We start from the raw sequence: 25513 nt of genomic DNA, 5'->3' as shown, positions 1-25513 counted from the left end.
GCCGCCCCTCAACGCATCAATGCCCGCGCCCGTGGAAGTTGCCGGTGCCCCCGCCGACCGAGATGCTGACGCCGCCGCTGGGATGGTCGCAGCTGCCGAAGGCCTTGCTGAGGTTCACCGTGCCGGTCTGGTAATTGCCGCTGACGTGGTTGCCGCCGACCACGCCCATGCCGACGCTGCCGTGCACTTGCGGCCGGTTGTAGCTGTAATCGTCGCAATCGGAATCGGTGTCGCTGGCGCTGGTGACTTCGGTGTTGCCCATGCGTCCGCTGGTGTCGCCGTAGTAGACGCCGGGCGCGCTGGTGGCGGAGGCCGGCCTGGCGACGGTGCTGCTGGTTGCGGGAATGTCGGCGGGCGCCAGCTTGAGGTTCAGCGGCCTGGCCGGCGTCTGCGCCCAGGCGGTGGTGGTCAGCAGGGCGGCGAACAGGGCAGCGAGGATGCGTTGCATGGTCATGCTTACTCCGGTGGTCACGTGTTCAACGCGCGGGGCCGCGTCGGCGTGCACATCCCTGTTGGAACGGTGGTGCGGCGACAAGTTCCTGGACTCGCTCCGCAGGGCGGGCACTGCCCGCCCTGCGTCATGCCGTGCTCAACCGGTGGTTTCGATCCGTTCGACGCGGCGCAAACCGCGCGGCAGCAGGTTGCCCCGGGTGGCGCGGTTGCCGCCGTATTCGACCAGGTCGGCCCATTTCAGGGTGAGCTTGCGCGCACCCGCGTACATGGTGACTTCGCCCTTGCCTTCGGCGACCACGGCCACGCCGGCCACGCGTTCGCCTTCGGCCAGCTGCTTCTTCGGGATCTCGATCAGCTTGTTGCCCTTGCCCTTGTCCAGTTCCGGCAGTTCGGCCACCGAGAACATCAGCAGATGGCCTTCGCTGGTGACCACCACGATGCGGTCGCGCGCCGGATCGGCGCTGACCTGCGGCGCCAGCACTTTCGCGCCGTCGCTGAGCGAGATGATCTGCTTGCCGGCCTTGTTGCGGCCGGTGAGCGCTTCGAAGCGGTTGACGAAGCCGTAGCCGAAGTCGGTGGCGAGGATCAGCCGGGTGTCGTTGTCGCCGGCGATCACCGCGTCGAAACTGGCGCCGCCGGCGGGGCTGAAGCGGCCGGTGAGCGGCTCGCCGTTGCCGCGCGCCGAGGGCAGCGTGTGCGCGGGCGTGGAGTAGGCGCGGCCGGTGGAGTCGATGAAGGCGACCTGCTGCGTGGTGCGCGCCTTCACCGCCGCGAGCAGGCCGTCGCCTTCGCGGTAGTTCAGCGCCTCGGCGTCGATGTCGTGGCCCTTCGCCGCGCGGGCCCAGCCCTTCTGCGACAGCACCACGGTGACCGGTTCGCTGGCCACCAGCGCGCTTTCGTCCAGCGCCTGGGCCACTTCGCGTTCGACCAGCGGCGAACGACGCGCGTCGCCGAACTTTTCGGCATCGGCGCGCAGCTCGTCCTTGATCAGGCCCTTCAATTTGGCCGGCGATTTCAGCAGCACGTTGATGCGGGCGCGCTCCTCTTCGAGCTGGTCGCGCTCGGCGTTGATCTTCATTTCCTCGAGGCGGGCCAGCTGGCGCAGGCGGGTTTCGAGGATGTAGTCGGTCTGCTCCTCGCTGAGCCGGAAGCGCGCCATCAGCACGGGCTTGGGCTCGTCCTCCGTGCGCACGATGCGGATCACTTCATCGAGGTTGAGGTAGGCGGTGTGCAGGCCTTCGAGCAGGTGCAGGCGGCGGTCGACCTTGGCCAGGCGGTGCTCCAGCCGGCGGGTGACCGTGCTGGTGCGGAAGCTCAGCCACTCGGTGAGGATACGCTTGAGATCCTTCACCTGCGGGCGGCCATCCAGGCCGATCATGTTGAGGTTGACGCGGAAGCTCTTTTCCATGTCCGTGGTGGCGAACAGGTGCTGCATCGTCTCGTCGGCGTCGACGCGATTCGAGCGCGGCACGATCACCAGGCGGATCGGATTTTCGTGATCGGACTCGTCGCGCAGGTCCTCGATCATCGGCAGCTTCTTCGCGCGCATCTGCGCGGCGATCTGTTCGAGGATCTTCGACGGGCTGACCTGGTGCGGCAGCGCGGTGATCACGATGTTGCCTTCCTCGCGCTGGTACACCGCGCGGGCGCGCACCGAGCCGCCGCCAGTCTGGTAGATCGACAGCAGGTCCGCGCGTGGGGTGATGATCTCGGCCTCGGTCGGGTAGTCCGGGCCCAGCACGTGTTCGCACAGCTGGGCGACGGTGGCGTCCGGCTCGTCCAGCAGGCGGATGCAGGCGGTGACCAGCTCGCGCAGGTTGTGCGGCGGGATGTCGGTGGCCATGCCCACCGCGATGCCCATCGAGCCGTTCAGCAGCACGTGCGGCACGCGCGCCGGCAGCCAGCCCGGCTCTTCCAGGGTGCCGTCGAAGTTCGGCACCCAGTCGACCGTGCCGTGGCCCAGTTCGCCCAGCAAGGCCTCGGCGATCGGGCTGAGTTTGGATTCGGTGTAGCGCATCGCCGCGAAGCTTTTCGGGTCGTCCGGCGAGCCGAAGTTGCCCTGGCCATCGACCAGCGGGTAGCGGTACGAGAACGGCTGCGCCATCAGCACCATCGCTTCGTAGCTGGAGCTGTCGCCGTGCGGATGGAACTTGCCGATCACGTCGCCGATGGTGCGGGCGGATTTCTTCGGCTTGGCGGTGGCGCTCAGGCCCAGCTCGCTCATCGCGTAGATGATGCGCCGCTGCACGGGCTTAAGGCCGTCGCCCACGAAGGGCAGGGCGCGGTCCAGCACCACGTACATCGAGTAATCGAGATAGGCCCGCTCGGCGTATTCCTTGAGCGGGATCTGTTCGTAATTGGCTTGCAGGTTCATGGGTTACATCTTGGAAAGTGGCGCACGCGGCGCGGATAACCGGTCGATGGTGCCAGAAAGTGGCAACCTCTTGTAGCGCGTCTACGGATTGCTGCCGCCATTGCCCGGCAGCGGCGGCGCGCGCAGCGGCACCGGGGTGGACTGCACGATCGAGGTGGTGGTCTGGCCGTAGCGCAGGAAGCGGTCGAGGATCAGATCGAGATTTTCCAGCGCGTCCAGGTACACCTTGATGATGAAGCAGTCCTCGCCGGTGACGCGATGGCATTCGACGACCTGCGGCATCTTCTGCGCGAGTTCGGCGATCTTCGACAGCTGCCCGGGTATCGGGCGCACGCGCACGTACGCGGTGATCGGCCAGCCCAGCGCCTTGGGCTCCAGCTCGATGCGGTAGCCGCGGATCACCCCGGTTTCCTCCAGTCGGGTGAGTCGCTCCTTCACTGCCGGGGCGGACATGCCGATGCGACTGGCGAGCTTGCTGACCGGCTGGCGCGGGTCTTCCTGCAGCGCCTTCAGCAATTCGATGTTGCGGGGGTCGGAGACGAGGCTGGAAATCTGAGGCATATCGTTCACTTTTGCTGCAATACTTGAAAAATTGACGGGCACATCCTTGGATTGTGGATGGATCATGCGCCGATTCCCTGGAAAATGGGAAGCCATGAACGAGCAGCCTTCCACCTCTCCGATGCCGCGGTTCGCGCCGCCGCCACAGCTGTATTTCGTGGCCAGTGCGATCTTCCACTACCTCGGCCCGGCCTTCGCCGTGCTGTTGTTCGCCCGGGTCGAGCCGCTCGGCGTCGCCTGGTTGCGGATCGCCAGCGCGGCGTTGATCTTTGCCGCGTGGCGGCGGCCGTGGCGCCGCTTCCGGCAGATGGATGCCGCGGCGCGATGGAACATCGTGGGGCTGGGCGTGGTGCTCGGCGGCATGAATGCCTGCTTCTATCTGGCGATCGATCGACTGCCGTTGGCGACGGTCGGCGCGATCGAATTCCTCGGTCCGATCGCGCTGGCGCTGGTCGGCCTGCGCACGCAGCGCAATACCGTGGCGTTGGCCCTGGTGATTGCCGGCGTGTGGTTCCTGACTCACTTGCGCCTGGCCGGCGCGCCGCTCGGCTTCGCGTTCGCGTTCGCCAACTGCGCGTTGTTCACGCTGTACATCGTGCTCGGCGATCGGGTGGCGAACGACGGCGGTGGCAACGCCATCGACGGCCTGGCGGCCGCGATGCTGGTGGCGCTGGCGGTGGTGAGCCTGATCGGCATTCGCCCGGCCGCGCCGGCGCTGCTCAGCCTGCCGCTGCTCGCCGCAGGCATTGGCGTGGGCGTGACATCATCGGTCATTCCGTACGTGTGCGACCAACTGGCGATGGCGCGGTTGCCGCGGGCCACGTTCGCCATGCTGCTGGCCTTGCTGCCCGCCACGGCGTGCCTGGTCGGCGCCGTCGTGCTGCACCAGTTGCCTGGCCGGGCGGAGACGATCGGCATCGCACTGGTCGCCGCCGGCATCGCCATCCATCGCGAGGCGCGGCGATAGGGCCGGGCCGATTTCACGCAACGAGAGAGAGAGGTCATCCCCATGGACTACGTACGACTCGGCAAGACCGGCCTCAAGGTCTCGCGCATCTGCCTGGGCTGCATGAGCTATTCGGAAGCGCCCACCAGGGCGAGGCCATGGACGCTGGACGAGGAGCACAGCCGGCCGTTCATCCGCCGCGCGCTCGAACTGGGCATCAACTATTTCGACACCGCGAACATGTACTCCGGCGGTGGCAGCGAGCTGGTGCTGGGGCGTGCCTTGCGCGATTTCGCGCGGCGCGAGGAGGTCGTGATCGCGACCAAGGTGTTCTACCCGATGCGCGAGGATGCCAACGGCGGCGGCCTGTCGCGCAAGTCGATCATGACCGAGATCGACGCCAGCCTGCGACGGCTCGGCACCGACTACGTCGACCTCTACCAGATCCATCGCTGGGACCATGCCACGCCGATCGAGGAAACGCTGGAGGCGCTGCATGACGTGGTGAAGTCGGGCAAGGCGCGTTACATCGGCGCCTCGTCGATGATGGCCTGGCAGTTCGCCAAGGCGCTGTACACCGCCGACCTGCATGGCTGGACCCGCTTCGTCTCGATGCAGCCGCACTACAACCTGCTCTACCGCGAGGAGGAGCGCGAGATGCTGGCGTTGTGCGCGGACCAGGGCATCGGCGTGGTGCCGTGGAGCCCGCTGGCGCGCGGCCGCCTGGCGCGGCCGTGGGAAGAGAAGCCCAGCACGGTGCGCGGCGGTTCCGATCCCTGGGGCGATGGCGTGTACGCCGCGAGCAAGGCGGCGGACAAGGCGGTGGTGGATCGCGTCGGCGAAGTGGCGGAGCGGCTCGGCGTGCCGCGGCCCCAGGTGGCGCTGGCGTGGCTGTTGCACCAGCCGGTGGTCACCGCACCGATCGTCGGCGCGACCAAACCGCATCACCTGGAAGAGGCGGTGGCGGCGCTGGCGGTCGGACTGCCGGAGGCGGAGCTGGCGGCGCTCGAAGCGCCGTACCTGCCGCATGTCGTTGCCGGCATCGACTGATCAGTGCAGCTGTTCGGTAGGCAGGTTCATCTGCCGCAGCTGTACCTGCACGCTGTCCGGCCCGGCCAGGTGGGCGGCGCCGACGGCGATGAAGATAGTGCCGGGTTGCTGCAGCAGGGTGGCGATCTTCGTCGCCCACGCTTCGTTGCGCTGGACCAGCATCGACTGATACAGCTTCGGTTCCTTCGCGCGCATCTCGGCGGTGCCGACGCGATCGATCGTGTCCGGATCGCCGGCCTTCCATGCCGCGATCATCTGCTGCAGCTTCGCCGTGCCCTGGTCGGCGTCGCGCATGCTCGAACGCAGCAGGCCCAGTTCCACCGCGCGCGGCATGTCCGCCAGCAGGTGGATCTGCTGCTCCGCGGTTTCCAGGCCGATCACCGGCTTGTGGGCGGCGAGCATCTGCGCCTTGAGCTGCTTGTCCACGCCCTGTTCCGGGTCCAGCCCCGCGTTCTTCAGCGGCATCAATGACAGCGTCAGCGCGGCCAGCCATGGCCGCATGATGTTCAGGGTACGCATGCCGCCGGGCACGCCCGTCCTGTCGGCGAGGATGCGCAGGCGCTTCGCTTCGGACTCATCGAGCTGGCTGGTCAGCGGGTGCGCGGTATCCATGCCCAGTCGCAGCACCAGCCCGGCGATATTGGCCGGGTTGTCGTCGGTCAGCTCGATATACAGCGTCTGGCTGTCGGCCAGCGCGCGTTCCAGCGCCGGGTAGCGCCAGTCGGCATCCTTCGGCATCAGGTGCACGGTGCCGAACAGGTAGATCGTGGTGTCGGCATCCTTCACCACCCACAGGGCCGGATCGGCGATCGCGGGCGCGGGCAGCAGGAGCAGGGCGATGGCGCAGCGGACGAGCAAACGTTTCATCGGGCCAGTGTCGCGGCAAGTGCGGACGGGTTCAATCGGGCTGCCGGTGTTCGTCCGCTCGCCACGTTCTTATTTCTTGCCCCAACGCCACCCGGGTCGCTCGCCCTTGAGCCAGAACATGACGAACAGCGCCAGCGTCAGCAGGCCCAGGCCGGCCATGCGCAGGCCGGGCTCCCGGCCCGGCCCGAAGAAATGCAGCACCAGCGTAATCCCGGCCACGTAGACGGCCAGGCAGGCCCAGCCTTGCCAGCGGACCGGAAGGCCCCAGCCCCAGCCGAACCGTTTGGCGGGAAACCAGTATTTGTGTTCGATGGTCATGGCGTGCCCTGGCGGACCTGCGTGCGATATCCGGCATCTTCCTCCGGATTCGTCGCGGGAGCACTCCCGGCCTTGCCGATGTATCCGTTCGGGGGCATGCCGCATCGGCGCAGCGGGAGTTATCCGGCGAGACTCTCGAATGCCCTGGCAATGGCCATCCACGTCGCCGTCGACGCAAACAGGACCGTGAGCACCTGCTGCGCCAGCAGGATCGCGCCGCCGTAGACATACACCGGATGCGGCCGCCCGCGGGTGCGCCAGTCATGCACCATGGCGACCACGATGAAGAGGTCCGCCACCAGGCTCGGCGGTATCGATACGAACGGTGGCGGCGGTCCACCTGCCGCGGCACCGGCCGGCGCCAGAAGAGTCAGGAACACGCGCGCAATCGCCGGCGTCATCATCGCGGCCATCAGCAGCGTCATCACGCGCTTGTGCACCTGCGGCCGCCGGGTGTTGGCGATGGCGGTGGCAAACAGGCCGATCATCAGCGGCCACGCACACAGCGTGACCGCGGCAAACCGGCGCGCCGCATCGCCCATGCCGGCGGCTTCGTCGCGTTTGATCACAGCCATCTCGCCGACCAGGATGGCGCAGGCGATCACGCTGAACAGTGCGATGCCGGCCAGTCCCCACGAGCGATGATCGAGCGTGCGTCCGGTGGCGACCAGGGTCGTCTGCACGAAGTAGAAGCAGACCCAGACGAACATCAGGATGCCGTGGATGTGGATGACCGGCGGCGCATGGAAGGTGCCGGCCACCACCGGTGCCCAGAAGGTCGGCACGAAGCCGCCAAAGGCGACCAGGATGAAGGCGCCGGCCATCCACACATAGAAGTGCCGGCCTTCGGCCCGTACGCCGTTGCCCGCGATAGCTGTCGTGTTCATCGTGGTTCCCCTGCGTGAGACATGTCGAAGATGTCAACGCTGCTGCCCGCGACAACATACTCCGTTCCTGCAGGAAAGAAGCGTCAGGTCGACACCGGGCAGGGCCACGATGCGGGTGTGCGTGGCTCGCTACGTGGGCGTCTCGTTGGTCAGCGCGAAGGCGCTGGCGCGCACCGGGTCGATCGGCCGGATTTCGAACATCAAGCCATAGTCCAGGCACGGATTCTCCGCGGCAATGGCCGCCGCCTCGTCGAGACTGCCGGCCAGGATCAGCCAGTAGCCGCCGACCACCTCCTTGGCCTCGGCAAACGGACCGTCCAGCGCCCCTTGCCGCGACACCACCTTGCCTTCCCGCGCCAGCCGCTGCCCGGCGCGCATCCGGCCTTCGCCGACCAGCCGGTCGTGCCACGCGTAGAAGCGGTCGATCGCCGCCTGGATGTCTTCATGCGAGGCATCCTTGTCCCACTGGCCGCGGGAGAGGACGAGGTATTCGAAGAGTGCGGCTGGCTCGCTCATGGTTTGCTTCCGTTGAAGTGGCATGGTGCCGGCTTCGTTCTCGCCTCAGGAGGCAGGTTCGTGGTGTCAAAGTCGCGGCGGGTGGCGCACCGTGATCTGGTCACCGATCACGATGGTCAGCAGGTCCTCCGGGCCTTGCAGTGGCCCCGCGTACGTCTTGCGCGTCTGGATCAGCACGCGCTCGTGGTCGGGCGCGTGCGAGTAAACGGCAAGCCGGGGGTGGACGCGGGTGAACACCTCGCCCGCCTGCTCCGGTGTGGTGTGGTGCGCGATGACCGCGGCGATCACCTTGGCGCTGGGGCGATCCGGCCGCGCGCGAAGCGCCTCCGGATCGATGACCTCGTGGATGAGCACATCGACGCCCCGTGCGTGGCGGATCAGGTTCTCCGACACGCGCGTGTCGCCGGACAACACGACCGAGTGGCCGTGGTAGTCGATGCGATAGCCAAACGCCGGCCGCACCGGGCCGTGATCGACGAGGAACGCGGTCACCGTCACACCGTGTTCGTCGAAGACGACGCCCTCGTGCACCTCGTGGCTCACCACCCTGATGCCCGCGGCCGGGAAGTGCTCGTCGACGTCCCGACGCATGTGGATGTCGAACGCGAACGCCTGCTGCAGGTGGTCCATCATCGCGCGCGTGCCCGCCGGCCCCCAGACCTCAAGCGGAACCGCGTGCCGTCCGGCCACCCAGCCGGCCAGCAGAAGATCGGGAAGCTGGATGATGTGGTCGGAATGGAGGTGCGTCAGGAATACCCGGCTGATCGATCCCAGCGGAACCCCCGCCTGCTTGAGTCGGAACGTGGCCCCCCGGCCACAATCGAAAAGGAGGCGCTGCCCGCCCGCCTCGACCAGCGTGCTCGGCCCATACTGCTGCAAGTTCACCGGCGGTCCCACGCCGGTGCCGAGCAGCACGACCGTGATGGTGTCCGGCGCGGGCGGAACGTGCCGGGCGGGCGCGCCATCCGTGTCACGGACCGCCGGCTTCTGGGGCTGGACGCCCACGGCCGACGCAACGGCGCGTTCGGGCGCGATCACCAGCAGCGCGCAACACGCGAACCACGCCGCGACGAACATGGGCTTGATCATTTCGGAGCTCTCCCGTGCGCGATGCCGGCCTGGTTGCGGCGCGGCGATTTTTCGGTGTCGCCTGACGAGGTTGCGGAAAACCACGGTCGATCTTGCGTCAATACCGCGGCGTGAACAAGGGAGATCGGCAGGGTGCGCTGCGACGCTTCGGTGTGAATTCGCGGCTGTTGCAGATGAATCTGCCGGCGGAACCGGCGCCGGCCCGTATGGACGTCCGAAATGCGCGCGCCAGCGACTTGCCCGATTTTCTTGCAACCTCATGCGCGAAGCGCGGAAAGATGCCGCTCAAGAAATATGATCGGGCAGTTGCTCTTGCGGAATCGTCAGGCCTTGGCCACGGTGGGTCGCAAGTCGTCAACAAGTCGCTTTCTGCTGCTGCGTTCATACTCGGCAGGCGAGAAGGGCATGGCGGAATCAGCGTAGTCGTCGATGAGTTGGAGCAGATCCTTCGGGGAGATGTCGGCAGGGCAGGCGTCGCTGCCGTTGGCGGTGAGTGCCGTCAGCTTCTCCTGAAGCATTTCCTTGTTCACGATGCCAACTCCAGAGGATGGGTCGGCGACACACAGGCCGAACGTGCCATTCCAGAAGTGGGGCAGATAGCGTTGAATCTCCGCATCTATGGCTGCCGAGTCTTCGATGTGATTCTGCAGCGCCCTGTGGAGTTCGCCGGTCAGCTCCGCAAGAACAGTGGCGCGTTCCGATCCTGGAGCTGCTTGAGCGGCAATTTTGGCCCAGCGCACGCATTCGGGGCGGAAGTACTCGCCGGTCAGGGGCTCGCGGATATCGGTCACGCCAAATGCCGCGGAACGAACCGAGTTTCCATCGCAGATGTACGTGGCGTGCGGTATCGCTTCATCGGCGAGAAGCCGGTCAAGGCGTTCTGGCGAAATGCCCGTCAATGAGGCGAAGGTGGGTTTGTCCACGAAGTGCTTTTGCAGATAGTCATGCAACGACATGGTCTCTCCAAATCTCGACGCTCTGGCATGCGGCGCGGCTGCGTCGCAGCCGTCACGCAGGATGCCATGGTCCGTCATCTTGTTTTGTCACCTGTTTGCGCCACCCGTATCGGGTTTTTCGTGGCCGCAAGATGAAACAGGGCGCGCAGAGATTTTTCCCCGTCCGATGTGAATACGATGGCGCGCGACTCCTTCTCGCGCTGCGCCCAGCCCATCTCCTGAATCCGGTGGAGCAGGGCGGCGCCAAGCGCGCCCGCCAGATGGTGGCGACGTTCGCTCCAGTCCAGACACTCCCGGCAAAACGTTCGCTTTCGTGCGGCAACCTTCTGCGGGTCAATCCCGATGCCCTCGAACCACCGGCGTCCTTGCTCCATGAGCATCAAGCCGCCATCGGCACGCCGCAGCAGACCGTGCCGCAGCATCTCTTCGTACACCAGCACCCCCAGCTCTCCGGCAAGGTGGTCGTAGCAGACGCGGGCTTTGCGCAGCGCAGGCTCCCGCGGCCCGAACCGCAGGCGTGATGGCGCCGATCTGGCGGCAAGCCCCATCAGCGACTCAAGCAGATGAGCCACTTCACCGCCCGCAAGACGGAAGTACCGGTGACGGCCCTGTTGATCAACCGCAACCAGGTCAGCCTCCATCAGCTTCCCCAAATGAAAGCTGATGGTCTGCCGGGTGACTCCTGCCATGTCCGCCAGTTCGGTCGCGGTGTACGCGCAGCCACTCATGAGGGCTGACAGCACCTCGGCCCGGGCGTTGTCACCCATGAGCGCCGCAATCCGCGTGATGTTCGGTCCTTCAGCCATGCTTCGCTCCCCGTCGAATCAAGTTGATCAGAAACGCCACCAGCCATGCTTCGATCCCGGTCGAATCAGGATGATCAGAAACTCCGCTACGGTTCGCGACATTCAAATATGGGAGACCCGGGCATGACCATCACCTGCGTGATTCGCTACGAGATCGACCCGTTCCAAAGAGAAGCCTTCGCCAAGTATGCCGAGAACTGGGGTCGCATCATTCCACGCTGTGGCGGTCACCTCATCGGCTACTTCCTGCCCCACGAAGGGGCAAACCATATTGCGTGGGGATTGATTGCGTTTGAAAGCCTCGCCGCGTACGAGGCCTATCGCGCCCGCCTGAAATCGGACGAGGACGGACGTGCAAACTTCGCCATGGCCCAACAGCAACGCTTCATCCTGAAGGAAGAGCGCAGCTTCGTGGAGGTGGTGGACGGCACACTGGGCATCGCCCCTTGGCAAGGGAGCTTGCGCTGATGATCGCGGTGATTTTTGAAGTGCAGCCCCATCTGGATCGTCGGCAAGCCTATCTGGATGCGGCCGCGAACCTGGCGCGGCATCTTCAAAAGGTGGATGGGTTTCTCTCCATCGAGCGGTTCGAGAGTCTTGCGCATCCCGGCAAGATTCTTTCGCTATCGTTCTGGCGCGATGAAGAGGCGGTGCGCCAGTGGCGGAATCTGGGTGTTCATCGCGCTGCGCAGAGAGAGGGCAGGCAGTCCATCTTCGCCGACTACAGAATCCGCGTCGCACACGTTGTGCGCGACTACGGCTTGGTGGACAGAGGTGGCGCGCCGGACGACGCGCCGTCACTGGCGGAAGCCCCGCACGCCCGTTGAACGGAAGTCGCTGGCGGGACGGCTCAGGCGCCAAGCGCCAGGCTCAACACGTGGTCATGAAGAACGGTGCCAAGGGCAATTTGAACGGCGACAATTTGAACGTATCGGTGATCGTTCAGTCGGTCGCACTGGTAGTCATTGTCTCGGACACCTTTTTTGTGAATGTCCTCGCGCGAGACGTCGCGATTCCACCGACCGCAGGAGAGGACGAGATATTCGGACAACGAGTTGGAGTTGCTCATGCTTCGTTCTCGCTGGATCGGCATGGCGCCGGCGTTTCATTGTGGCCTCGAACGACCGGTTGGACGCGGGATTTCCGTGCGGGGGCTTTCTCCATGCCGGAGGCCGGGCTTGCGAACGTCCCCGTCGGGGTTTGAAAACTTGGCGTCGGGGTTGCGAACGTCCCTGTCGAGGTTCAGAACCTCGACGTCGGGGTTGCGAACGTCCCCGCCGAGGTCCGGAACCTCGATGCCGGGGTTGCGAACGTCTCCGCCGGGGTTCGGAACTTCGACGTCGAGCCGGCGAACGCCCCTGTCGGGGTTTGGAGCCTTGACGCCGGGCTTGCGAACGTCCCGTCCGGGTTCGGAACCTCGACATCCTGACGAGGGTCACCTGGCCTGGCGCAACGTGAAGTAGCCGAGCGGAGAGCTTCCCCCGAGCCCGAGACTGAAATAGTTGCCCTGCACCGAGGCACCGACGAGCGAACCCTGCAGCCAGAGGTAGGCATCGCATACTTCGTTGCGGCCGATGGTCAGCTGCCCGTTCTCGATCCGATACGACAGCGGGTCCGACACCGGGAAGAAGGTCTTGTCACGGGTTGTCGCCGAAACCACCTTCACGACCTTCCATTCGCCGCCCATACAGGAGGGGGCGACTTCATCGGTGAACTCCACGGCAACCGTCGCCACAGCGTGATGCCCGGGATTCTCGATGGACAGCATCCACTTGCCCGGCAGCTCACTGCAAGGCGCCACCGAAGCGGCACCAAGGCTGGCGGCAACGAATGCGATGCGGAGAAGGATCTTCATGCGGCCCCTCGGGTGAACCAGGCGCCGCGACGCCGCGGCCCGGACGGATGCTCATGCGGCGATCTCCCTGAACACATGGGCCATCAGCCCCTCGACGTTGCTGGTGAACTCCGCCTGCAGATCGATGCCGCACTTGTCCGCAAGCACGATGATCGACCACAGGCAGTCCGACAGCTCATGTCCCAGCTTGGACTTGTAGTCATCGATATTGCGGATGCCCGCGTTCGCCTGGATCAGCTTCGCCAGATCACCCACGTCGCCCATGAACCCCAGCGCCAGCTCCTCCGTGCTCCAGGCGCGCCCATACAACTTGGTTTCGAGTTGCTCGTAGAGCGCGTTGAGCTTGAGGGCGGATTCCTGCAATTCTTCGTATTTCATGGTGGTTTGGGTCAAGAGTGAACTGGTGGGGAAACGCGAAGCGCTCGAGGGCGAGCGGTTTGGCGTGTGGCCGTGCTGGAAGGGCCTGTCATCTACCGCGCGACCAAACATTTTCAACAGGCGAAAATCAATTACTTCCATCCTCCTTGATTCCCCCTTTGATTGCTTGAACAACCGGCTTCCTGAACTGCCAGCTCTGAAAGCTGAGGCTTGCGCGCGAAAAATTGCTGTGGCGAAGGACAGCAAGCTGCCGCGTAACGGAGCGATGTTGGTTTGAACGTGTCGTTAGTTTCCACCCAGCCGGCGCGCTACGCGCAAGTCGAATGCTTTGCCGATCAGTTCGGACTGCTCCTCATCGGAGGCCTTGTAGAGAAAGACGACTTCGCCGTCTGGCGATACGCGACTTGGGCCATCGGACTTCTTGGAGAGAAGGACGATCTCCAAGGTATCGGGATCTCCATCGTCTTTAAAGTCGGTTGATGAACCCTCGACTCCCATGACTCCGATGACCTTTGTTGTCTCCATGAGGTGGACTCTAAGTGCAGCCGGGTCAGCGGGCGATTCCGAAGCGCATAGGACAGAAATGGGGAGCAGCAGCGCAAGCAAGGATGTGATGCGACGCATCAAAGTACTCCGTAGAAGCTGAGGCTTGAGTTGAGTGGCGGCACAGTCATCTGCGTGAACGAGTTGTTGGGCATCACGGCCAGCGTAGCTTGCCTTGGTGTGGTTTGCTCCTTGCCCGTTAGCTCTCAGCAAGGTAACGCTGGAACCAAATTCCTATGTGATACCGAGTAAATGCCATCGTAATCGCTTGATGCGGTCTTCCAAGATACCTTGGTCAGGACCTGAGCAATACTCGAATGGCCAAACTTCGATGCTGTCGGCCTTGTTCGACTCCAAGATTGTCGAGATCTTTTCCATGAGGTCCAACGCTTAAGTTAGCTGCGGCCCGGGAGGGCCGCCCGCCTCGAACGAGCTGCTAGCCATGAAGCCCGGCCGAGGCAAGCGCCATGAAGGCCAGGGCGCGAACGCCGAAAGACATCGCGCACTCCTTGCAGAACTTGCCAAAAGGACGCCCAGCCATGAGGTGGGTAAGCGATGGCAGTAGGTAAACAAGGAAAGAGAGCCCGGCAGCGAAGATGGCGAACGTTGGCTTGAAGAAGGCAAGAAGGCCGCAAGCAATCAGGAGCAAGCTACCCAAGAGCGCGAGATTTTTGCGAAGAGAGCCCGTGAAGGCATCTTGCCCGTTGTAGAAGCAGAACTTTTGGAAGTCCTTGCCCAGCGCGAAAACCAACAGCACCACACCGGCGAGCCCGTGAACAGTGCCAAGAAGCTTAAAGATCACGGATGACGTATGCATGCTTGGCCAACGCTGGAGTCAAGCTGCGGCGAACCGTCCGCCTTGAACGAGTGGTCAACTTGGCGATACCGGTTCGAGCGAAGTGCCGGAGGCTTGCCAGGCTGGGATTGTGACCCGCCCATATGGCGGTCATGGAACGGATTGAGTGCCGCAAGTTCTGAAGGGCTATGCCAGGCAGGGCGCCGACGGCAGGGATTGAACCTGTACCTGGCAGCAAATGCTGACAGGATCGCTGTAGCGATACATCTACCAATCCCGTCACGCCGGCAAATGCCAGCGGGATCCTGATGCTGGAATCGAGCGACGGCGTGGTCGTCCGTCTCGAACGAGATGTCAGGCATGAGCTACGGATGCTCACGTGCCTGTGGGGGAGCCGGTGGCGGTGGAAGTGGAGACGTAAGCAAGGCTACATCCTCAGGTGGAAATGGAACGGGCAGAGGTTTGCCGTCGAGGTAGTCAGATATGGGCTTTAGAAGGCCGTTCGTCACGCTTCGTGACGGGTGTGACTCGTCATATGACATCGTTACGTCGATGATTGAGAGATCCGAGGGCCGGAGCTCAAGCGTAGGGCCCCGAGCACTTGTGACAACGAGAAAGTAGTGGCCTACATCGAGTCGCACGCCTCCACACCAGCTGGTGGAGAAAGTCACTGAACGAAACAATGAGGCATTCCCCTTCAGGGTTTGAGCTACGCGTATGTGGCCCTGCATCCACTCCGAGTAGCCGCCACCAGGGAATTTCTCGTGCTTCAGTTCGCTTGACTCGAGTCTGAAGATGAAAATCGACGACGCACGTTGAATGAGCTCACTGAAAGGCTTCGGTTTCGGATATGAGCAAGCAAGCACACGCGATGGCGCAGCCTGCAAAGCAAGCAATGCCGTTATCCATAGCCAAGATGATGTCTTTATCATGCCCGACGCCAAAGTTGAGCGGCGGCGTAGCCGTCCGCCTTGAACAAGTGGTTAGCGCTCTGCAGCGAACGGCTACCAAAGCGTGCTGCTCTTGGAACGAGAAGGAACCGCTTGTGCGGAAATGAACTCGGGAAACAGCCCTCGCTCCGTGAGTTGCAACCAGAACAAATTGCCGCCAACTGCCTCAACGGGAACAAGTATGGGGTTGGAAGCACTTGATGTGTAGATGCGGAAGACGTCGCTACCCAGGCCCCCATCCTGGAAGCAAACCGCAGAAATACCTGACCAAGTTGCCGAGTAGTTCGCGGAGCGCTCGCGTCGCAGCGCCTCGGTAACGGTGAACCCCTCGTCGTTGACGGCTACCGTAAATGATTGCCACCAGCCGTGGCCCCGGCTTGAAGACGCGCCACGAATTCTGGTGAGAATGTTCATGAGCGCTAACGTTATGCGGCGCGCGGCTTGTCGCGCGTCCGCCCGGACGACGGGTCAGGCCCGCCCGCAGCCTGCTTTATGCGGATATGCGCCTGACCCTTTTGGCAATAGAGTTCGTAGCTCTGACCACCAACGAAGTTATACGAGATGGTCGGCGGACCGTCGACGTAGATGAAGCCTGGACAATAAAAGCCGACTTCGCGTTTGCCGGGAGCCAGGTGAACAACCCTGGAATAGCCATGGGGAAAGTAATAGCTACCAACAGAAACAATGCCGGAGCCAGGCTCAAGAGGCAGATCGCCTGCGACGTATGAAAGCGAGGCCGCCAGCTCAGTGGTTTCGGGAGCGGGGCTACGCAAGAAGCCCGTGCAACCAGACAGGAGCAGACAGATCGCAGCTAGACATGCAATTGGACGCATGGGGGCTAACGCTCAAGTTAAGCCGAATTGCAGCGCGTAGCCGGCGACATGGCAAGCTTTACCTGCCATGTTGACGGCGTGACGATGTAATTTTGGCTTGAACGCACTGTTAGGCCTCATGGCTGGCATGCCACGGCGAGGGACTGAATTACACCGGCTTGTGGGGCCACCTGCAGCCAACAGCCAACATTCAGCGGCTGATACTCGATGAAGGTGCCATAGCTTCTCTGGACAGGATCGGAGGGGCCATACAGGCGACTCACCTCTGATACCGCCATGCCTGGGCAGAGACCGCGCGGCGTGCAGGCCTTTGGGCCGGTGCCGCGAAGCGCCACGACACGCCGTTGCACCCCGTTTGCCTTTTGCTCAAGCCAGCCCACTGTCACCACAAGGTCGGGGTACCGGAAGTCGGTACCCTCACCTGTATCGATTCGCTGAGAAGGCTCACCTAGAATGGCGAGGACATTGGCTTCCGTGTCGCCTGACACCACACCGCCAATGCTTAGATCGCAGGATTGAACCTCTCGAGCCGAGGCTGCGCCCGCTAGGGTCAATACCACTAGGGTCAATACCGCAAGAGCGATGGTGTTTCGCATGAGGCCTAACGCAAAGTAGATCTCAAGATGCAGTGTATTCCTGCAGCCTATTTCGTGTCTTCGGTGTCTCATCTTCATCGGTTGCCTTGTGAATCAAGGTCCTGATCTTCTCTCTGGTAGCCTAATCCAGCAGTGTCTGGAGCATTCCTTGCGTCACTCGGCTTCCATCTTCCTCAGAAACCCGATCAGTCCGTCGAAGTAGACCTGCTGGTCGTCGTACATCGCCATGTGGCTTCCCTTCGGGCATAGCAGAAACTGGCCGTGCGGGAGTTTCTTGGCCATGCTGGCCATGTATTTCGGATCCATCGTGTCGTATTGCGCGCCGATCACCAGGGTGGGGACGGTGATGCGGTGCAGGTCCTTGCTGCGGTCCCAGTTCAGCAGGCGGCCGCTGGCGCCCAGTTCGCTGGGGCCCTGCATCAGGGTGTAGATCTGCTCGTTGATGTGGCCGAACGAACGGGTGACGGGTTCGGGCCATTGCGCCTGTGGCATGCGCAACACGTGCTGCTCGTAGTGCATCGGGCCGAGGATGGCCATGTAGCGCGGGTCGCTGGTGTGGTGTTCGGTTTCGAGCTTTTTCACTACGGCGAGCTTTTTCTGGTCCATCGCCGGCATCAATACGTTGTTCGCGTATTCGTTGTACTGCGGGATGGAGTCGACCATGTTGGAGATCACCAGGCACTTCAGGTGCTGCTGGTATTTCAGTGCGTACTCCATGGCCAGGATGCCGCCCCAAGACTGCCCGAGCAGGCAGAAGTTGTCCTTGTCCAGGTGCAACGCCTGGCGTACCTGTTCGACTTCGTCGACGTAGCGGTCGATGGTCCACAGCGAAATATCCTTGGGCTGGTCGCTGTAGGCCGAGCCGAGCTGGTCGTAGTAGTAATACTCGATGCCGGCGCCCGGGAAATAGCTGTCAAAGGCCTCGAAGTATTCGTGGGTGGCGCCGGGGCCGCCGTGCAGCAGCAGGACTTTCAGCTTCGGGTTGTTGCCCATGCGCTTGGTCCAGACGTGGAACGTGCCCCTGGGCGTGGTGATCGGGATCATCTTCACGCCGCCGGCAAGCACGTCGTCGCGACCGCTGTTGTCGAAGTAGGCGGAGTCCGGTGTGGTGGCGGGCGTGCCGGCATTGACGGCGGCGGCCATGACGAGCAGCAGCCCGGACATCAGGACGGTGATGCAGCGTTTCATCGTTGTTTCCCCTGGGTGGCTGGTCGCACTATGCGACGCCACCGACGCGGGGGCAACCGTGGGGCCGATGCCCGAGGAAGTCCTCCGGCGTGTTCAGCCGTCCAGATATTTGGCCTTGATCACGGTCATGTCCTTTTGGCAGGTGCAACCGTGCAACGGGCGCGTGCTCCCGCTGGAAGTGTTTTGCTTCACCGGCTCCGAGCCGACCGCTGTCGGAGGTGAGCTACAGCAGGACCAGTTCATCGATCGCGCCGCCATTCTTCGCGTGGCAGCTGATCGTCGCGTTGGTGTCGCCGTGGTCGAACTGCAGCGGCAGCCTGATCCGGGTGACGGTGCCGTCGTCGACGAGGGTGGTGGCTTCGCCATGCGAGCGGTACGGGCCCCAGTTGTTGCGGATCAGCGCTTCCCACATCGAGATCAGCATCTTCTGTTGCTGCGCGTCCTGCAGTGACAGGCCCATCTCGGCCTTGGCGGCGGCGTAGTCGTTGCGGCCGAGCGCGTCGAGCATGGTGGCGGCCCGCGTGGCGCAGCTGCCGGGCGCTGCCTGGGCACTGCCGATGCCGATGAGGAGAAAGGCGATGCTGCTGGTCAGTCGGCGCATGGGCGGATTCCTGGTGGTGAATGGAGTGGCCGGGTCAGCGTCGCTGGCCGTCGGGATTGAAGGTCCAGCTCACTTCCGCCTTCAGCGGCACGGTGGGCAGGCTGATGTAGTTGACCGGGCCGCTCACGGTCTGCAGCTTCGGGAAGATCTTGTGGCCGCCCTGGGGGCCATCGAGCCGGGCCGTCACGAGATCCTTGAGGTGAATCTCCGGAATGGTCACCTGCCGCTGGTAGGGCGGAATGTGGGGATCGAATTCGTTGATGGTCACTTCGACCTCGACGGAAGGCATCTGCACGTCGTAGGTCTTCCCGCCGTCGTGGGTGATCAGGGTGAAGTTGCCGTCCTCGCCGCTGCAGTCGATCTTGCGCTTGCCGATACGCGTGGCGTGGCCGCTGACCATGACGGAGATGCCTTCGCCGCTGGCACGACCGGTATGTGCCGAACTGTCGTCGACGCTGGCGCTTCCCTGGCAAGGCGTCTGGAAGCGATGGGTCCAGGCGGTGTCGCCGCCGATGGCTGCAATCGTGTCTTGCGCTTCGCGGTTCAAGGCCTGCCGCTGGTCGGGCGACATCGCGCTGATGGCGCGCATCAGGCAGGCCTGGTCTTCGCCGCAGGCTTCGGCGGCTTTCTGCAGCGACATCATCTGCGCGCCGCCGGCCATTGCATTCGGGTCATTGGTGACGCTGCCATGCATGCGCACGGTGGCCTCGAACTGGCGCGAGATCTTCACCTGGCCATGGGCTGCGCCGGGGCCGTTCGTCTCGGCGTGGCCGCTCAGCACGATGCGGTAGGTCAGTGTGCCGTCGGGGACCTTGCGGTCGACGTCGGCGGCGCTGGCGCCGAAGGTGGCGAAGAGGGCCAGCAGGCACAGCGCCGCCGACGATCGACGTGCGCGGGATGGAGGAAATGGGTGGCGGCTGGACATGGTTCGCTCCGGATGAACGTCGGCGGGAATCGCTGTCTGCATTGACGACGATCGGCCGGAGCGAATCTTGAGGACGGGCTGACGAACCGCTTACGAAATCTTACTGCCCGGACAATCAGTGGCTTGGGCGGGGAAAGGTCGCGCGGGTGTTCAGCGGGCGGGGTTGGCCAGGGCGGCGAGTGTGGTGCTGCGCAGTTGTTCGAGACGCGCGGCGGCACGGGCATGGCCGATGGCGTCGCGGCCCGTTGCCCAATCGCGATACAGGCGCAGCAAGTCCGCGTGGTTGTCGCGGGCGGGATCGAAGCCGGCCAGGGCGACGTCCGCCGCGGCGGCGGAATGCAGATGCCCGGCGACGACCAGGCCCACGAAGCGCAGGTCGTTGTGCTGCGGGTCATCCGCGGTGGGCGTGACTGCTGCTGTCTTCAATGCGTTCACGGCATCCCCGGGCCGGTTGGCTGCGGCCGCGGCGAGGGCGTGGATGAGTTGCCGGGTGTAGCCGAACGTGGCCGGATTCTTCTGCGTGGCCGCCAGCGCATCGGCCTGTGTCGACAGCGCGGCGACCGATTTGGGGTCCGCCTGCAGCGCGGCGGCGGCCTGGCTTTCCCAGATGGCGAGCAGCAACGCGGGGTCCTGCTTGCCATCGACCAGCGCCGCGGCCTGGCGGCAATAGTCGAGGGCGGCGGCGGCATTGCCGTCGTACCACGTCTGGCCGGCGCTCAGCATCAGCGCCAGCGACTGCCAGACGGCGTTTTTCTGGCTGCTGCCCAGGTCGCGCAGCTGTTGGGCGATGGGCGCTACGCGTTCAACAAGGCCGGCGTCGAGCAGGATGCGGGCTTGCTGGTCGCCGCTGGCGAAGGCCAGCAAGCTGTCGCCTTGCTGTTGCGCACGCTGGTAGAGCGAGGTGAACAGCGGCAGGGCTTCGATTGCGCGATCCTGCTGCATCAGGTCGAGCGCGACGTTGTAGGTATCGCCCAGCGCGTTGCGCTCGTTGCCGATCGCTTCGCTGGCGGCGAGCGCGGCGCGGTCAGCCCGCTCCCTGCCGGCGAGGTCGCCGCGGGCGCCGGCGAGGAACGCTTCGCTGTTGTGCAGGTCAGCCTCCAGCCGATGCAGGCCATGCTGCGCGACCAGCTTGCGCGCGTGCTGCAGCTCGCTCTGCGCCAGCGGCGTGCGTTCAAGCCGGCCCGCGGTGTTGACGGTTTTCAGGGCGATCGCGGCTTGCAGATCGGGCGTGCCGGCTTGTGCGGCGAATGATGCGGCTTCCTGCAGATCAGCCAGGGCCTCGGCGTGATGGTGCTGGTTGAATGCGAGGTTGCCCAGTTGCAGCAGTGCCTGCGCGATCATCGAGGCATCCTTGCCGGCGCGTGCCTGCGCCAGCAGCGCGCGCAAGGTCGCGCCACCCTCGTTCAGTTGATTCGTGTTGATCTGCGCCTGGCCCAGGCGCAGGCGCGCGGACGGAAAGTCGGGGTCGCCTTTCGCCACCAGCAGGAAATAGGGTTTCGCGTTCGCCCAGTCGCCATGCATCGCAAGGTCGATGCCGCGGGCGTAGGTCTGCGCCAGGTAGGCATCGCGCGGCGTGGCGGCCGGTGTCGCTGGCGTGCTGCCGTCGAGCTTCAGCGCACGGCGCATGCGCGGCACCGCGTTGACACCCAGCGTTCCGGGATCGCTGCCGCGCAAGGTGAGGGTGGTTCCGGTCTGGCCGGCGCCGGTGTCGATGTGCAGGGAGAGTTCGTAGAGATGATCGGCAAGCCGGTGCAGGTCGCCGCTGACCAGGATGCTGGCGCCGGTGACGAAACGCAGGTGCTCGGTTTCCGACCGGCCCTTCGGCGGAACATAGTCGACGATCCGGCCGACCTGCAGCGGGTCGACGACGTCGATCCCCGGCGCGGCGCCGAGCAGGTTGGCCATCAGGCCGGGCAGGCCCCGCGCGGTCCAGTCCAGCGCGGCGTCGCCGGTGTCGTTGTCGATCGGCAGTAGGGCCACGCGTGGTGGCGGTGGCACTGGCGGCGCCATGCCGCGCGGGATGAGCCACAACGACAGCGCACCCAGCACGGCCAGCGCGGCGAACCCTAGCCACTGGCGATATCGCCGCGGCGATGATGGTGCGAGCGCGGGCGCTTCGTCCGCGATGTCGTCCTCCGCGGCGGGCGTCTCTTCCGCGACCAGCTCGACCGGAGCCACCCATTGCAGACCGCGGCCATACACGGTGCGGATCACCGCCTGGCGTTCGCCATCATCGTCGAGCGCGCGGCGCGCCTTGTGCAGCAACTGGCTGAGCGCGGCGTCGGTGATCGGCCGGTGGCCCCACAACGCGGTGATGACTTCCTGCTTGCCCAGCGCGCGCTCGCGGTTTTCGAGCAGCAGCAGGATCAGGTCGAACACCTTGGCTTCGATGTCGACCTTGCAGCCGTTGCGATGCAGCCGTCGCGTGGCCGGCGCGATGGTGTGCATCCCGCATCGATAAACGCCAGCATTATCCTGCATGCCCCCTCCGCTCGCCTCCTGATGGCGTGAAGCCGGTCAGGGATCCCCGCCATGAGCCCCGATGTTTAGCATATTGCGCTGGTGATGGCTCGATTGGGCGGTTTTTTACCCGGAGGCTGCCGGCTATCGATCAGCGCGGCACGCGATAGCCGCCGGGCACGCCGTTCGGGCTCAGGGTGATTTGCCACAGCTGGTCGCGGCGGCTGCGGAACACCGCGGAGGAGACCGCGAGGTAGTAGCGCCACATGCGGCGGAAGCGTTCGTCGTAGCTGGCCGGCAGGCTCGGCCACGCCGCTTCGATGTTGGCGCGCCATGCGGTCAGGGTGCGGTCGTAGTCGGCGCCGAAGTTGTGCCAGTCCTCGATCACGAACAGGTCCTCCAGCGCGGTGGTGACCTGGCTGGCGGCGGGGATCATCGAGTTGGGGAAGATGTATTTCTCGATCCACGGGTCGGTCTGCGCCGGCGCGCGGTTGCTGCCGATGCAGTGCAGCAGCGACAGTCCGTCGTCCTTGAGGCAGCGGCGCACGGTCTCGAAATAGGCGCGGTAGTTCTTGCCGCCGACGTGCTCGAACATGCCGATGGAGAACACCGCGTCGAACTGCTCGTTGATGTCGTGATAGTCCTGCAGGCGGATTTCGATCGGCAGGCCGGCGCACAGCTCGCGGGCGTAGTCGGCCTGCTGTTGCGAGACGGTGATGCCGACGCCTTCGATGCCGTAACGCTCAGCGGCATATTTCAGCGCCTCGCCCCAGCCGCAGCCGATGTCCAGCACGCGCTGGCCGGTCTTCAGCTGCAGCTTGCGGCAGACCAGGTCGAGCTTGGCCGCCTGCGCGTCGTCGAGGTTGTCGGCCCTGGCCCAGTAGCCGCAGGAGTACACCAGTCGCTTGCCCAGCATGGCCTGGAACAGGTCGTTGCCGAGGTCGTAGTGGGCCTTGCCGATCTCGAACGCGCGCTCGCCGCGCTGCAGGTTGATGAAGCGCGCCTTGAGGTGGGCGAGCAGGGTGTCCAGCGTCTTCAGTTCCTGGTCGAGCCCCGCGGTGAGCAGGCGCGTGCACAGGCCGGGCAGGTCGTCCGCGTCCCACCAGCCGTCCATGTAGGCTTCGCCCAGACCCAGCGAGCCATGCGCGAACACCCGCGGATACAGGCGGTCGTCGTGCACGCGCAGGTCGATCGGCGCGTTGCCGTCGATGTGGATGCCGGCCTGTTCGAGCAACTGGCTGGCGCGGTCTTTCAGATCGTCCTGACTCATGGAGTGCCTCGCGGCGGATGGTTCGAATGGTTCCGGTGATCAGTGCTTGCCGAGCATTTCGAAGTCTGCGGGCCAGCGCGCATACGTGGCGTCGACGCCTGCGTCGCGCACCAGTTGCAGCAGCGTCGCGGCCTGATCGTCGCGCAGCAGGAACTCGATCTTCACCGGCAGGTCGTCGGCCAGTTCGAAGAACTGCTCCTCGTGCAGCACGCCATGCCGGCCGAAGCCGGCGATGGCGCGGAACACCGAACCGCCGCCGATGCCGCGCTGCCTCGCCTGCTCCAGCAGCCATTCGGACAGCAGCACGCCATCGTGTCTGGCGCGGGAGTGGCAGTAGAAGGTCAGGTGCACGCCTCGTTGCAGGTTTTGCGGGTTCATGCGGATGCCCGGTCAGTGGCGCAGCAGGCTGCGGGTGAGCGCGATGCCGAGCACGGTCATCGCCAGCGAGCCGATCACGTGCACCGCGACATGGCCGCTGAACCACAGGTATTGCTGGCGCAACAGCAGGGTGGCGGATTCGGCGGAGAAGGTGGAAAAGGTGGTGAGGCCACCGAGGAAGCCGGTGAACACGAACAGCCGCAGTGCGGGCGGCAGCGCCTGGAAGTGATCGAACAGGCCCATCACGCAGCCCATCAGCAGTCCGCCGGCGAGGTTCGCCGCCAGGGTGCCCAGCGGCAGGGTGGGGAACATCGGGTTGAGCAGGATGCCCAGTCCCCAGCGCAGCCAGCAGCCGATGGCGCCGCCGATGCCGATTGCCACGAATCCGGTAAAGCCCACGAGCGCGCCTCCTGACGGGAATGTGTCCGGTTCCGCGGTGGCAGGCACGCCTGCACCGCCGGAAACCGGGGGAGCAGGCATCATCAACTTCAACACAAGGAGCGCGAGAAGCGGTTTGTCCCGGGGGGAGCGAGCATTCCGGAACGGGAGGCATGCCATCTCCCATGGCGAACATCCTAGTCGATCCGGCCGCCCCGACGTCAAGGGTGGCCCTATAATGCGCGACCCGCCGCGACCAGCATGCCGTCATGACTCCAGCCCAGCGCACCGTGCGACGCAGCCTGCCATGGCTGCTGGCCGGGCTGTCGATGATCGGGCCGTTTTCGATCGACGCGGTGTTCCCGGCGTTCCCGCTGATCGGTGCGCGCTTCCAGGTCGACGACACGGCGCTGCAGCAGCTGGTCAGTGCGTACCTGCTCACCTACGCGGTGATGAGCCTGTTCCACGGCGCGATCTCCGATGCGATCGGGCGCAAGCCGGTGATCGTCACCGGCATGCTGGTCTATGCGCTGGCATCGGTGGGCGCGGCTTCGTCCACTTCGTTTGCGATGCTGCTGGCCTGTCGCAGCCTGCAGGGCATGTGCGCGGGCGCCGGCCTGGTGGTGGGCCGGGCGGTGATCCGCGACAGCCTGGAAGGGCCGGCGGCGCAGCGGCTGATGTCGCAGGTGATGATGATCTTCGGCGTGGCGCCGGTGATCGCGCCGATGATCGGCGCCCTGTTGCTGCCGCTGGGCGGCTGGCACGGCATTTTCTGGCTGCTGGCCGGTTTCACCCTGCTGCTGGCGGTGGCCCTGCTGACCCTGCTGGACGAAACGCATCCGCCGGAGCGGCGTTCGCGCTTCGCGCCGCGCCCGTTGCTGGCCGGCTACCTGGCGTTCGCGCGGGAGCGCTCGTTCTGGCCGCTGCTGGTTTCCAGTTCGGTCAATTTCGCCGGGCTGTTCCTCTACATTTCCTCCGCGCCGCGCATCGTGCGCGAGCTGCTGCATCTTTCGGCGCAGGGTTTTCCATGGCTGTTCGTGCCGGTGGTGATCGGCTTGATCAGCGGCGCGTGGCTGTCCGGGCGGATGGCCGAACGCTGCAGCGCCAAGCGCACGGTGAGCCTGGGCTACGCGTCGATGCTGCTGGCCTGCGTGGCGCATCTGCTGCTGGCGCTGCTGTTTCCGCAGCCGCGCCTGCCGTGGTCGATGCTGCCGCTGATCCTGCACGGCATCGGCGTGCAGCTGGCGTTCCCCACGTTGACCCTGCTGTTGCTGGATCGCTTTCCGCACCATCGCGGCGGCATCTCCTCGGTGCAGGCGTTTGCCAGCCTGCTGTTGTGCGGCTTCGTGGCCGGCGTGGTGTCGCCGCTGCTGTCGGCCAGCATGCTGCAGCTGGCGCTGGGTGCGTCGCTGCTGACCGTGCTGGGCGTGCTGGCCTGGGGCTGGTACCACGGCGTGACCCGCGAGGCCGTGTTGCCGGTCAGCGGTGCCGATGCGGCGGCGGTGATGGAAGCGGAGATCGCCGAACCGCGCTGAACGA

At 64.8% G+C, this 25513-nt stretch carries 29 protein-coding genes and 1 riboswitch; of the genes, 6 read left to right on the top strand and 23 right to left on the bottom strand.

Annotated elements, in window-relative coordinates:
• Positions 1-16 precede the first annotated feature (16 nt).
• The 3 genes from ASD82_RS10545 to ASD82_RS10535 form a co-directional block, all read right to left on the bottom strand.
• Positions 17-454, bottom strand: a complete 438-nt coding sequence (locus tag ASD82_RS10545; protein ID WP_056717780.1) for a hypothetical protein — start codon at positions 452-454, stop codon at positions 17-19.
• A 135-nt stretch (positions 455-589) separates the two neighbouring features.
• Complete coding sequence (parC, locus tag ASD82_RS10540) at positions 590-2827, bottom strand: DNA topoisomerase IV subunit A (protein ID WP_056717779.1); 2238 nt, start codon at positions 2825-2827, stop codon at positions 590-592.
• A gap of 81 nt (positions 2828-2908) precedes the next feature.
• On the bottom strand, positions 2909-3388 hold the full coding sequence (locus tag ASD82_RS10535) for an Lrp/AsnC family transcriptional regulator (protein WP_056717778.1): 480 nt from the start codon (positions 3386-3388) through the stop codon (positions 2909-2911).
• 94 nt (positions 3389-3482) lie between these two features.
• Between ASD82_RS10535 and ASD82_RS10530 the strand changes: the two genes are divergently transcribed.
• Both ASD82_RS10530 and ASD82_RS10525 read left to right on the top strand, forming a co-directional pair.
• Positions 3483-4355, top strand: coding sequence for a hypothetical protein (locus ASD82_RS10530; RefSeq protein ID WP_056717777.1), 873 nt, complete (start codon positions 3483-3485; stop codon positions 4353-4355).
• A 42-nt stretch (positions 4356-4397) separates the two neighbouring features.
• On the top strand, positions 4398-5384 hold the full coding sequence (locus ASD82_RS10525; RefSeq protein ID WP_056717776.1) for an aldo/keto reductase: 987 nt from the start codon (positions 4398-4400) through the stop codon (positions 5382-5384).
• Here ASD82_RS10525 and ASD82_RS10520 read toward each other — a convergent pair whose 3' ends face one another.
• From ASD82_RS10520 to ASD82_RS10490, 7 genes are all read right to left on the bottom strand, one after another.
• Entirely contained in the window at positions 5385-6251 is an 867-nt protein-coding gene (locus tag ASD82_RS10520) for a TraB/GumN family protein (protein ID WP_056717775.1), read from the bottom strand.
• A 69-nt stretch (positions 6252-6320) separates the two neighbouring features.
• Positions 6321-6569 carry a hypothetical protein gene (locus ASD82_RS10515; RefSeq protein WP_056717774.1) on the bottom strand — a complete coding sequence of 83 codons (249 nt, stop codon included), beginning with the start codon at positions 6567-6569 and terminating at the stop codon, positions 6321-6323.
• Positions 6570-6688: 119 nt separating this feature from the next.
• Entirely contained in the window at positions 6689-7456 is a 768-nt protein-coding gene (locus ASD82_RS10510; protein WP_056717773.1) for a hypothetical protein, read from the bottom strand.
• A gap of 129 nt (positions 7457-7585) precedes the next feature.
• Positions 7586-7972, bottom strand: coding sequence for a YciI family protein (locus tag ASD82_RS10505; RefSeq protein ID WP_056717772.1), 387 nt, complete (start codon positions 7970-7972; stop codon positions 7586-7588).
• Positions 7973-8038: 66 nt separating this feature from the next.
• Positions 8039-9061 (bottom strand): MBL fold metallo-hydrolase, encoded by a 1023-nt coding sequence (locus ASD82_RS10500; RefSeq protein WP_056717771.1) that lies wholly within the window; start codon positions 9059-9061, stop codon positions 8039-8041.
• Positions 9062-9384: 323 nt separating this feature from the next.
• A complete protein-coding gene (locus ASD82_RS10495; protein ID WP_056717770.1) occupies positions 9385-10017 on the bottom strand; it encodes a DUF6058 family natural product biosynthesis protein in 633 nt (210 codons plus the stop codon).
• A gap of 74 nt (positions 10018-10091) precedes the next feature.
• Complete coding sequence (locus ASD82_RS10490) at positions 10092-10823, bottom strand: winged helix-turn-helix domain-containing protein (protein ID WP_056717769.1); 732 nt, start codon at positions 10821-10823, stop codon at positions 10092-10094.
• A 123-nt stretch (positions 10824-10946) separates the two neighbouring features.
• On the opposite strand from ASD82_RS10490, the gene ASD82_RS10485 reads away from it, so the two are divergent.
• Genes ASD82_RS10485 through ASD82_RS17755 form a run of 3 tightly spaced genes read left to right on the top strand, consistent with a single transcriptional unit; the run spans position 10947 to position 12027 of the window.
• Positions 10947-11291 carry an NIPSNAP family protein gene (locus ASD82_RS10485; RefSeq protein ID WP_056717805.1) on the top strand — a complete coding sequence of 115 codons (345 nt, stop codon included), beginning with the start codon at positions 10947-10949 and terminating at the stop codon, positions 11289-11291.
• Positions 11291-11650, top strand: a complete 360-nt coding sequence (locus ASD82_RS10480) for an antibiotic biosynthesis monooxygenase (protein WP_056717768.1) — start codon at positions 11291-11293, stop codon at positions 11648-11650. Before ASD82_RS10485 ends, ASD82_RS10480 begins: the two co-directional genes overlap by 1 nt.
• 56 nt (positions 11651-11706) lie before the next feature.
• Positions 11707-12027 (top strand): hypothetical protein, encoded by a 321-nt coding sequence (locus tag ASD82_RS17755; protein ID WP_162253823.1) that lies wholly within the window; start codon positions 11707-11709, stop codon positions 12025-12027.
• A 231-nt stretch (positions 12028-12258) separates the two neighbouring features.
• On the opposite strand, the gene ASD82_RS10470 is transcribed toward ASD82_RS17755, so the two are convergent.
• From ASD82_RS10470 to crcB, 13 genes are all read right to left on the bottom strand, one after another.
• Positions 12259-12678, bottom strand: coding sequence for a hypothetical protein (locus ASD82_RS10470; RefSeq protein ID WP_056717766.1), 420 nt, complete (start codon positions 12676-12678; stop codon positions 12259-12261).
• Between the two features lie 51 nt (positions 12679-12729).
• A complete protein-coding gene (locus ASD82_RS10465; protein WP_235577845.1) occupies positions 12730-13197 on the bottom strand; it encodes a hypothetical protein in 468 nt (155 codons plus the stop codon).
• 144 nt (positions 13198-13341) lie between these two features.
• On the bottom strand, positions 13342-13680 hold the full coding sequence (locus ASD82_RS10460) for a hypothetical protein (protein ID WP_157599034.1): 339 nt from the start codon (positions 13678-13680) through the stop codon (positions 13342-13344).
• Between the two features lie 355 nt (positions 13681-14035).
• Entirely contained in the window at positions 14036-14401 is a 366-nt protein-coding gene (locus tag ASD82_RS10455) for a hypothetical protein (RefSeq protein ID WP_056767624.1), read from the bottom strand.
• Positions 14402-15399: 998 nt separating this feature from the next.
• Entirely contained in the window at positions 15400-15759 is a 360-nt protein-coding gene (locus ASD82_RS17750) for a hypothetical protein (protein ID WP_157599242.1), read from the bottom strand.
• An 11-nt stretch (positions 15760-15770) separates the two neighbouring features.
• Positions 15771-16178: a hypothetical protein gene (locus ASD82_RS17745; protein WP_157599241.1), complete on the bottom strand. Its 408-nt coding sequence runs from the start codon at positions 16176-16178 to the stop codon at positions 15771-15773.
• 749 nt (positions 16179-16927) lie between these two features.
• Complete coding sequence (locus ASD82_RS10450; RefSeq protein WP_082585305.1) at positions 16928-17962, bottom strand: proline iminopeptidase-family hydrolase; 1035 nt, start codon at positions 17960-17962, stop codon at positions 16928-16930.
• A gap of 223 nt (positions 17963-18185) precedes the next feature.
• Positions 18186-18563, bottom strand: a complete 378-nt coding sequence (locus tag ASD82_RS10445) for a hypothetical protein (RefSeq protein ID WP_056717762.1) — start codon at positions 18561-18563, stop codon at positions 18186-18188.
• Between the two features lie 34 nt (positions 18564-18597).
• Positions 18598-19488, bottom strand: a complete 891-nt coding sequence (locus ASD82_RS10440; protein WP_056717761.1) for a hypothetical protein — start codon at positions 19486-19488, stop codon at positions 18598-18600.
• 150 nt (positions 19489-19638) lie between these two features.
• Positions 19639-21936: a winged helix-turn-helix domain-containing protein gene (locus ASD82_RS10435; protein WP_056717760.1), complete on the bottom strand. Its 2298-nt coding sequence runs from the start codon at positions 21934-21936 to the stop codon at positions 19639-19641.
• 163 nt (positions 21937-22099) lie between these two features.
• A complete protein-coding gene (gene cfa, locus ASD82_RS10430) occupies positions 22100-23218 on the bottom strand; it encodes a cyclopropane fatty acyl phospholipid synthase (RefSeq protein ID WP_056717759.1) in 1119 nt (372 codons plus the stop codon).
• Between the two features lie 39 nt (positions 23219-23257).
• Positions 23258-23596 (bottom strand): DUF190 domain-containing protein, encoded by a 339-nt coding sequence (locus ASD82_RS10425; RefSeq protein WP_056717758.1) that lies wholly within the window; start codon positions 23594-23596, stop codon positions 23258-23260.
• A 12-nt stretch (positions 23597-23608) separates the two neighbouring features.
• Positions 23609-23995, bottom strand: a complete 387-nt coding sequence (crcB, locus tag ASD82_RS10420) for a fluoride efflux transporter CrcB (protein WP_056717757.1) — start codon at positions 23993-23995, stop codon at positions 23609-23611.
• Positions 23996-24062: 67 nt separating this feature from the next.
• Positions 24063-24167, bottom strand: a riboswitch (Fluoride riboswitch).
• Positions 24168-24243: 76 nt separating this feature from the next.
• Between crcB and ASD82_RS10415 the strand changes: the two genes are divergently transcribed.
• Positions 24244-25509, top strand: a complete 1266-nt coding sequence (locus tag ASD82_RS10415) for a multidrug effflux MFS transporter (RefSeq protein ID WP_056717756.1) — start codon at positions 24244-24246, stop codon at positions 25507-25509.
• Positions 25510-25513: the final 4 nt, after the last annotated feature.

The sequence above is a fragment of the Rhodanobacter sp. Root179 genome (assembly GCF_001428465.1).
GTDB lineage: Bacteria > Pseudomonadota > Gammaproteobacteria > Xanthomonadales > Rhodanobacteraceae > Rhodanobacter.
Note: the sequence above shows the minus strand (reverse complement) of the source record. Positions and strands in the feature narration are given on the sequence as shown.